General features: G+C 69.5%; 9 protein-coding genes. 2 read left to right on the forward strand and 7 right to left on the reverse strand.

What is annotated here, in order from left to right; genetic code table 11:
• Nucleotides 1-106: 106 nt before the first annotated feature.
• Together AUV08_RS11785 and AUV08_RS06865 are read left to right on the forward strand one after the other, a co-directional pair.
• On the forward strand, nucleotides 107-322 hold the full coding sequence (locus AUV08_RS11785) for a hypothetical protein (RefSeq protein WP_036334324.1): 216 nt from the start codon (nucleotides 107-109) through the stop codon (nucleotides 320-322).
• Entirely contained in the window at nucleotides 319-582 is a 264-nt protein-coding gene (locus AUV08_RS06865) for a hypothetical protein (RefSeq protein ID WP_036334322.1), read from the forward strand. Before AUV08_RS11785 ends, AUV08_RS06865 begins: the two co-directional genes overlap by 4 nt.
• Before the next feature lie 304 nt (nucleotides 583-886).
• Here AUV08_RS06865 and AUV08_RS06870 read toward each other — a convergent pair whose 3' ends face one another.
• The 7 genes from AUV08_RS06870 to AUV08_RS06895 all read right to left on the reverse strand — a co-directional run bounded on the left by AUV08_RS06870 (nucleotide 887) and on the right by AUV08_RS06895 (nucleotide 7,921).
• Nucleotides 887-1,489 carry a cadmium resistance transporter gene (locus AUV08_RS06870; protein WP_036341590.1) on the reverse strand — a complete coding sequence of 201 codons (603 nt, stop codon included), beginning with the start codon at nucleotides 1,487-1,489 and terminating at the stop codon, nucleotides 887-889.
• Nucleotides 1,486-1,845, reverse strand: coding sequence for a helix-turn-helix transcriptional regulator (locus AUV08_RS11790; protein WP_082067560.1), 360 nt, complete (start codon nucleotides 1,843-1,845; stop codon nucleotides 1,486-1,488). The genes AUV08_RS06870 and AUV08_RS11790 overlap by 4 nt, the downstream gene beginning before the upstream one ends.
• A gap of 180 nt (nucleotides 1,846-2,025) precedes the next feature.
• Nucleotides 2,026-2,424, reverse strand: a complete 399-nt coding sequence (locus AUV08_RS06875; RefSeq protein ID WP_061866870.1) for a heavy metal-responsive transcriptional regulator — start codon at nucleotides 2,422-2,424, stop codon at nucleotides 2,026-2,028.
• A gap of 85 nt (nucleotides 2,425-2,509) precedes the next feature.
• A complete protein-coding gene (locus tag AUV08_RS06880; RefSeq protein WP_044658719.1) occupies nucleotides 2,510-3,898 on the reverse strand; it encodes an FAD-dependent oxidoreductase in 1,389 nt (462 codons plus the stop codon).
• Between the two features lie 68 nt (nucleotides 3,899-3,966).
• Complete coding sequence (merA, locus tag AUV08_RS06885) at nucleotides 3,967-5,412, reverse strand: mercury(II) reductase (protein WP_061866871.1); 1,446 nt, start codon at nucleotides 5,410-5,412, stop codon at nucleotides 3,967-3,969.
• A 228-nt stretch (nucleotides 5,413-5,640) separates the two neighbouring features.
• Nucleotides 5,641-6,564, reverse strand: a complete 924-nt coding sequence (locus AUV08_RS06890) for an AAA family ATPase (protein ID WP_084776533.1) — start codon at nucleotides 6,562-6,564, stop codon at nucleotides 5,641-5,643.
• Nucleotides 6,551-7,921 carry a Mu transposase C-terminal domain-containing protein gene (locus tag AUV08_RS06895; protein WP_084776534.1) on the reverse strand — a complete coding sequence of 457 codons (1,371 nt, stop codon included), beginning with the start codon at nucleotides 7,919-7,921 and terminating at the stop codon, nucleotides 6,551-6,553. The genes AUV08_RS06890 and AUV08_RS06895 overlap by 14 nt, the downstream gene beginning before the upstream one ends.
• Between the last annotated feature and the right edge of the window lie 78 nt (nucleotides 7,922-7,999).

A 7,999-nucleotide genomic window follows, 5' to 3' on the forward strand; every position in this document is an offset into this window, starting at 1 on the left:
CGGTATGACAAGTACGCGATCATCTACAGGGCCGCTGTGGTCCTGAATGCTGTGCTCGCATGGTCAAAACGATTGTCAGACATGCCCTAGAACAGGAGTCGAGCCCATGGGCAAGACCGTTCACCGCAGTGCCAGCACGGGCCGGTTCGTGAAGACCTCCACGGCCAAGCGCAATCCGCGGACCACCACTACCGAGACGATCCCCTCACCCGGCGGAGCGACCCGTTCGGTGGGCCGTTCGGCCATCACGGGCCGCTTCGTCACCACTTCCACCGTCGCACGTCACCCCGGAACCACCATCACCCAGCAGGTGTCCCGATGAGCGCCCGGGTGAAGATCTCGGGAAATCTGGAGCGCGAGTTGCAGCGAGCCGTCCAGGACACGATGACCACGTTGGCCAAGGACTACCAGAGGATGCTCGATCAGTTGGGCCAGCAGTACGCCGGTGCGCCGGTGGAAGAGATCAAGCCGGTGCTGCGGACGCGGTGGTCCCGCATCAGCGGGACCATCAGTGATCCTGAGCTGAGCATCTACGCCCAGCACATCAGCGAAGGCACCCCGATCACGGTGCGCACTTCCTGACTCAACGCTGAACAGCGGGCCAGCCTCTGCAGAGGCTGGCCCGCTGTTCTCGTTGGAGCACAGGGTCGGCCCCTGCCCATGGGGAGCGCTGGCGCTTGTTGTCCAGGGCGAAAAAATCGGTCGTTTGTGGCGGGCGTCCGGGATGCGACGGGGCTGTGGCTTCGTTCGCTTGGTGGCGGGGTTTTTGCAGCGCTCCGTGGCGGTCTTGTTGCCGCGATCACGCAGGACTGGCTGCAGGTAGGTGTCGCGGTCTGAACCGAGAGGGGTGCGCCCGGTCGGGGCCGTTTGGATCGCTGCCGCTACGTCAGAGTCCGAAGGCTCCGCCGCTGACGAGGATCACGATGCCGAGGCCGATGAGAACGATGGGGAAGAGGATGTTCTCCCAGCGTTCGAGCACTTCGGCGATCGGGGGGCGGGTGGCGACGAACTTTGCCAGGGCCACCAGGACCGCGACGAGCGCGAGGAAGACGATGCAGTAGGCGACTACTGCGAGAGGTTCCACGCTGAGGAAGACAGGGGTGTAGACGCCGATGTTGTCGCCGCCGTTGGCAAGGGTGACGCCTGCGACTGTCCACACGCCGACCTTCTTGCCGGCAACCTTGGCCTCGTCGTCATCGTCGTCATCGTCTCCGCGCCAGGCCTGCCATGCGGCCCAGAGGCCGAGGCCCAGAGGGATGAGGCCGAAGTACGGGATGGCTGCCGGGGGCAGGAATGCTCCGGCGCCGATGGTCACCAGGACCGCGGCACCGAGGATGCCGGCGAATCCGAGGTACTGGCCGGCCAGAATGCGGGCGGTAGTGCCGCGCTGGCCTGCCCCTCGCGCGAAGAAGAGGGAGAGCACGATGATGTCGTCGATGTTGGTCGCTGCGAACAGGCCCATCGCCTGCAAGACCGAGGTGAGGCTCATGCGCCCTCCCCAGCTGCGTCGCATCCGGGAAGCGAGCAGGCGGGATCGATGCACGGGGCGTCTTCGTCCACTGCCAGGGTGGCATCGACCAGTGCCGTCAGCGCCTGCGCCAGGTGCGAATCGGCGATCTCATATCGTGTCCGACGACCCTCGGGCTCGGAGACGACGATCCCGCAATCGCGCAGGCATGCCAGGTGGTTGGACACGTTCGGGCGTGTCAGGTCCAGATCTCGGGCCAGTTCCGCCGGGTAAGCGGGATGGTCGAGCAGGGTCAAGATGATCCGGGATCGAGTGGGGTCGGCCAGTGCACGACCCAGGCGGTTCAACACGTCGAGACGCGAAGCAATAGTCAGCATGGACTGAACTATACAGCGCAAACTGAACACTCGATCACAGGCGTCAGCCCAGATCGCATGCCCGTAAGGGGATCCTTCACCGTACGTCGAGCGAGCTCAGTCCTCGACGACGTGTGACTGTCGACGGTGAATGGCGGTGTTCTGACAGAGGTATTTGGCGGCCGTGGTGCGGCTGTGGGCTCAGAGGTAGCTGCAGATTTGGGCGGGATCGCACTGGGTGGGGTCGCCTTGGGAGGCGGCCTGGTAGTGCTCGGCCGCGGAGGCCCGCAGGGCGGTGAGCTCAGCGATGTGCTGGTCGAGGTCGGTGAGTTGCTGGGCGAACTGTGCGGCTACGTGGGCGCAGGGGGCCTGCCCGGCGTCGCGGATCTGCAGGATGTTCCGGATCTCGGCCAGGCTGAGTCCGGCGGCCTTGCTTCGGCGGATGAACTGCAGGCGGGCGAGGGCCTCGGGTGGGTAGTCGCGGTACCCGTTGGGGCCGCGGTGCACCGGGGGCAGCAGCCCGTGCTGTTCGTAGAACCGTAGGGCTTTGGTGGTCATGCCGGCGGCTGCGGCCGCTTCACCGATCCGCACGGTGCGCACCTCGATCCTGGACTGGTCTGTGGCCTTCCACGGTAGAGGAAGGCTCCGGGGGCAGGGCACTGCCTGCCCCTGGAGGGGCCGGTGGTCATCCGGGTTCGGTGCGGGCGCGGTCGGTCTCGACGGCCTGCCAGGTCTTGCGCGCGGCGATGAGCACCGGGTCCCACACCGGGGAGAACGGCGGGGCGTAGGAGAGGTCGATGTTGAGCAGCTCTTCCACCGGGGTCTCGTGCCACAGCGCCACGGAGAGCACGTCGATGCGCTTGGCCGCGCCTTCTTCCCCGACGATCTGGGCGCCGAGCAGCCGTCCGGTGCCGCGTTCGGCGATGAGTTTGGTGCGGATGGGTTTGGCCCCGGGGTAGTAGCCGGCCCGGGTGGTGGAGTCGACCACGGCGGTGACGGGGTCGAAGCCGGCCGCCTGCGCTTCGACCTCGCCGAGGCCGGTGCGTCCGACTTCGATGTCGCAGATCTTGGTCACGGCGGTGCCGAGCACCCCGGGGAAGGTGGCGTAGCCGCCGCCGAGGTTGATCCCGGCGGTGCGGCCCTCCTTGTTCGCGTGGGTACCCAGCGGCAGGGCCACGTGGCGGCGGGAGACGCGGTGGAACTTCTCCACGCAGTCCCCGCCGGCCCACACCCCCTCGATGCCGGTGCGCAGCCGGCGGTCCACGGCGATCGCCCCCGTCTCGCCCAGGGGGATCCCGGCGTCGGCGGCCAGGGTGGTGTTCGGGGTCACCCCCAGGCCGAGGATCACCAGCTCGGTGGGGATGGTGGCCTGATCGGTGACCACGGCGGTGACCTTCCCGGTGTGGGTCTCGAAGCCGGTGACGGTCTCCTCCATCCGCACCTCCATCCCGTACCCTTCCATCGCGGTGGCGATGAGCGCGCCCATGTCCGGGTCCAGGCCCGGCAGTGGGGCCGGGGGGCGTCCGATCACGGTGATGTCCACGCCCCAGGCGGACAGGGCCTCTGCCAGTTCCAGGCCGATGTAGCCGGCCCCGACGACCACCGCCCGGCCCGGCCGGTCCCGCTCCAGCACCGCCCGCAGGGCCAGGCCGTCGTCGAGGGTCTGCACCCCGTGGATACCGGCCGCATCGATCCCGGGCAGTGGCGGGCGGGCCGGGGTGGCCCCGGTGGCGACCATGAGCTGATCGAAACCCTCCCAGGCCTCCCGGCCGGCGGTCAGGTCGCGCACGAGCACGGCGCGGCGGTGCAGGTCGATCTCCAGGACCTCGTGACCGGTGCGGGCGTCGATGGCGTGGTGGTCGCGGAACTGTTGCGGGGTACGGGCGATCAGCTCCGTGGTGTCGGCGACGTCCTTGCCGATGAAGTACGGGATCCCGCAGGCCGAATACGAGGTGTAGTGGCCCCGCTCGAAGGCCACGATCTCCAACTGGTCCTGGGGCAGCTGGCGGCGGGCGGCGGAGGCCGCGCTCATCCCCGCGGCGTCCCCACCGATGACGATCAACCTCTGGGCCATGACTTCCCCTTCCGTTACAGTGCCTGCTGAGTCGTCAGCTCCCGGCTGTGCTCGAGGCCGACCGATCCTCACGCGGCGCAGCAGGAGAGTTTGGAGACGTCGATGCGGAAGGACTGGGCGGCGATCTTGAGGCCTTCGGCCATCGTCAGGTACGGGCACCACAGGGTGGAGACCTGATCCACCGTCATGCCCGCGGACAAGATGTAGACCCCGGCCGCGGCAAGCTCCCCGGCGTCCTTGGCCACCGCGGTGATACCCACGATCCGCCCAGTCTCGGCCTCGGCGACGATCTTCACGAACCCGCGGGTGTCACGGTTGACCAGCGCCCTGGGCACGTACTCCAGGGGCAGCACCCGGCATTCACACCGGAGGCCGGCTTCCCGGGCCTGCTGGTCGGTCATGCCCACCGCCGCGATGGCCGGGGAGGTGAAAGTGACCCGCGGCAGGTGGGTGTAGTCGATCTGCTGGCCGGTGTGGTGGAAGGCGTTCTCCACCGCGGTGACCCCGTGGGCCGAGGCCACGTAGACGTACTGGGGGTGCCCGGTCACATCCCCGGCCGCCCACACCTTCGGATTCGAGGTCGCCATCCGGGCGTCGACGAGGATCTCCCCGCGCGCCCCGGTGTCCACCCCGACCGAGCCGAGGCCCAGGTTCTCGGTGACCGGACGGCGCCCGACCGCGACCATGAGCCGGCCCGCCCGCAGGGTGTCCTGCCCGCCCGGGCCCGTGACGGTGGCCACCACCTCCCCGGTGTCCCGGTCGGGCGTCACGGAGGAGACGGTGGCCCGGGGGATCACCCGGATGCCCTCCTCGGCGAACACGCCCCTCAGGGTCCGGGAGACCTCGGGTTCCTCATGGGAGGCCAGCCGGGACCGCACGACCATGGTGACCATCGAGCCCAGGCGGGCGAAGAGTTGAGCCTGCTCCAGGCCCACGTACCCGCCACCGATGATCAGCAGCGATTCCGGCACCTCGTCCAACTCCATGGCCGTGGTCGACGTCAGATACTCCACCTGATCCAGACCCTCGATCTCCGGGACAATCGGGGTGGAGCCGGTGGCCACCAGATAGTGGGCCGCCCGCACCCGGCGGCAGGAACCGTCGGCTCCGGTGACCTCCAGCGCCGGATCCTCGGCGGTGCCGGTGAACACCGCTTCGCCGGTGGCCAGTTCCCAGCCGTAGTCGGCGATCAGATCCAGGTACTTGTCCGAGCGCATTCCCTCCACCAGCGCGTCCTTGCCGACGATTAGCCCGGGCATGTCCACCCCGGCGGCCGACGTGCTCAGACCGGGGAACCGTCCTGTGGCGTCCAGCGCCACGTGGCGGGCCTCGGCGGCGGCCAGCAGCGCCTTCGACGGCACGCACCCGGTGTTCACGCAGGTGCCCCCGACCGTGGCACGCTCGATCATCACCACTGATTTGCCGAGATTGGTGGCCCGGATCGCGGCGGCGAACGCACCACCGCCGGAACCGATGATCGCCAGGTCCACTTCGTGCGTTCCCGTCTCAGGCATGACCGGCCTCCGTAAGTCCGTGATGAAGGCCCCGACGGGCCGTCTGTGTGCGGTGCTGTGCTGTGCCCAGCCTGCACCTTCCCCTGAAGAGGAAGGTCAAGACGTCACCGCGGCAATGTCATGTGCACGACCGTATGTGCCCCAGACCCGGGGGCCCTTTCGAGGAGTCGCTGCCAGAGGCGATTGCCTGGCCGGTGGATCTCAGGAGCTGGTGGCCGGCCCGTGTGCTCAGTGACCGATCAGGAGTGACTCGCGGGCGGCTTCGACCACTTCGGGGGTGACGGTGGCCAACTGGTTGATCGTGAGGATGCGTTGGATCTGGGTGAGGAGGCGGTCGACGAGACGGAAGTTGCCGCCGGTGATCCGGGCGATGGTGGCGATCGCGACCGCCTGGGTGAACTCGTCGTCCTCGCCGGCGAGTCCGTCGGTGTGCCAGCGGCGGTTCAGGACGGCGGTGAGCTCTTCGGGGGTGAGGGGGCGGTATTCGTGGGCGAAGCCCACACGGCTGTAGAGCTGGGGGTAACGGGCCAGGCGTTTGTCGATGCCGGGCATTCCGATGAGGATCACCCCGAGGGTGTGGCGGTCGTAGTAGTCGCGGACCTGTTCCAGGCCGGTGGTATTGAGCCGGTCGGCCTCGTCGATGATGAGCAGCTCGGTGAGCCCGGAGGAACGCGAGTCGGGGTGCACGAACGGGTCGACGCGGCCGTGGTGGTGGTAGTCGATGGCGTAGGAGATCTGTTGGCAGGCCCGCGGGAGGGCTTGGTCGACCTGTCGGGGGCTGGCGGTGACGGTCGGGGTCCACAGCGCGGTGCGGGCCTGCAGGACCTGCTCAGGGATGGGGCCGGGCTCGCGGTCCTCGCCCAGGTCTCTTTGCCACTGCTCCCATTGCGGGGCCCCGGCGTAGTGGCGGGCCGAGAGGGTCTTGCCGACCCCGGGTGGGCCCCAGCACAGGCCGATGTAGCGGTGGGCGCGGACGGTGTCGGCGAACTCGGTGAAACGGCGGTGCTCCCGGGTGGGAAGGAGCAGGGGTGATGCGGGGTCCGGGGGTGGGCCCAAGGCTGCGATTTCCCCGAACGTGCCGGAGAGGAAGCGCCGGCCGTCGTCGTCCTTGCCCAGCAGGCTCCGGGAGGAGTCGGGCTCAGTCGGTGGCATAGGTCCGCAACCGGTGTCGGGGCGCCGGCTCCGCCGGCGGGTCTGCCGTCGGGCCCGGCGCCGGGGCGGGTGGTGGTGCCCAGCGGTCGTCGGCGGGCAGGGCGTCGGCGAGGCTGCGCCGGGCGCGCAGCTGCTGCTTGAGCGCGGCGCGTCGGGCGCCCCGGGCCTGCTGCAGCTGTTGGAGGGTGATGGTCTCAGCGGCCAGTTCGGGGGCGATCGCCCGGCACAGGTAGGTGTCCTGGTGGTAGACGCGCACCTCGCCGGCGTCGCGGGGGTCGTAGCGGATGGTCACGGTCTCACTGACGTAGGCGGCCAGCACCGGGCAGATGTAGCGGGTGCCTTGAAAGCGGATGCCGTCGCGCTGGACGATGCGGGTGGTCGCAGCGGTGAGCAGCAGCAGGTCGAGATCCTCGCCCCGGGCCGGGGTGCGCGGGATCCACCCGGCCCCGATCCAGCGGGCGGCGGGGGCCTGTCCGGTCTCGGAGTGCACCCGGGCGTGGTAGTCCTCGATCAGGTAGCGCTGGACCACTGCGTCGAGCTGCTCCAGGCTCAGGGCAGGTGGTGAGGTGGGGGTGCCGCCGGTGCCGTGCGGGATGTGCCCGGGCAGGTGCGGGAGCACCTCGGTGGTGATCGTGCCGTAGAAGCGTTCGATCTTGCCCCTCCCCTGCGGGACCCCGACGCGGGAGTGGATGAGCCGGATGTGGGTGTCCAGGCAGACCCGGTCCAGCCGGGTGCTGGTGAAGTCGGCCCCGTGGTCGCTGTAGAGCACCTCGGGCAACCCCTGGACCGGCCACCGCGGGTCGGGCTTGGCTCGCACGGCCTGGTGCAGGGCCAGGGCGGTCTGCTCGGCATTCGGGGCGCCGGTGAAGACGGTGTAGCCGGCGACCGCGCGGGAGTAGTCGTCGAGGATCACGCTCAGCCACGGCCGCACCGGGCGCCCCCGGTTGTCGAGGATCGCCACGTCGAGCAGGGTGTGGTCGGCCTGCCACTGCTCATTGGGCCTCACCGCCGACCGGCGGTGCACCAGCTCGTATCGGTCCCGGTAGGCGGTGTCTCCCTCCAGGGCCAGGGTGCGCAGCCCGGGGTCGATCGCGGCGATCACGCTGCGCACGCTCGAGTAGCTCGGGGGTGCCCAGCCGCGCTCCGGGGCCAGATCGCACACCCGGCGGTGGATGAACCTGGTCGTCGGCGCCGGGCGGCGCAGCGCCAGGGCCTCGATCACCGCGATCAGCTCCGCAGGCAGCCGGCGTTGGCCGCGGTCGCTGCGGGCCTTGCGCTGCAAGCCGGCCGCGGAGGAGTCCGCCCGGTATTCGGCGGCCCAGCGCTGCAGGGTGCGGACCGAGACCGGGCGTGTCAACTTGTCTGTGTAAGCGGGGTGGTCACAGGTAGGGGTTGATCCGGTCGGGGTAGGCCGCGGCGAGCTGGGCGAGGGCCT

The sequence above is a fragment of the Micrococcus sp. CH7 genome, from assembly GCF_001595485.1.
Classification (GTDB): domain Bacteria; phylum Actinomycetota; class Actinomycetes; order Actinomycetales; family Micrococcaceae; genus Micrococcus; species Micrococcus luteus.

What these genes read in the sequence shown, in the direction of transcription:
- AUV08_RS11785 (WP_036334324.1), top strand. Translation starts at nt 107, where the DNA reads ATGGGCAAGACCGTTCACCGCAGTGCCAGCACGGGCCGGTTCGTGAAG.
- AUV08_RS06880 (WP_044658719.1), bottom strand. Translation starts at nt 3,898, where the DNA reads ATGGCCCAGAGGTTGATCGTCATCGGTGGGGACGCCGCGGGGATGAGC.
- merA (WP_061866871.1), bottom strand. Translation starts at nt 5,412, where the DNA reads ATGCCTGAGACGGGAACGCACGAAGTGGACCTGGCGATCATCGGTTCC.
- AUV08_RS06890 (WP_084776533.1), bottom strand. Translation starts at nt 6,564, where the DNA reads ATGCCACCGACTGAGCCCGACTCCTCCCGGAGCCTGCTGGGCAAGGAC.
- AUV08_RS06865 (WP_036334322.1), top strand. Translation starts at nt 319, where the DNA reads ATGAGCGCCCGGGTGAAGATCTCGGGAAATCTGGAGCGCGAGTTGCAG.
- AUV08_RS11790 (WP_082067560.1), bottom strand. Translation starts at nt 1,845, where the DNA reads ATGCTGACTATTGCTTCGCGTCTCGACGTGTTGAACCGCCTGGGTCGT.
- AUV08_RS06870 (WP_036341590.1), bottom strand. Translation starts at nt 1,489, where the DNA reads ATGAGCCTCACCTCGGTCTTGCAGGCGATGGGCCTGTTCGCAGCGACC.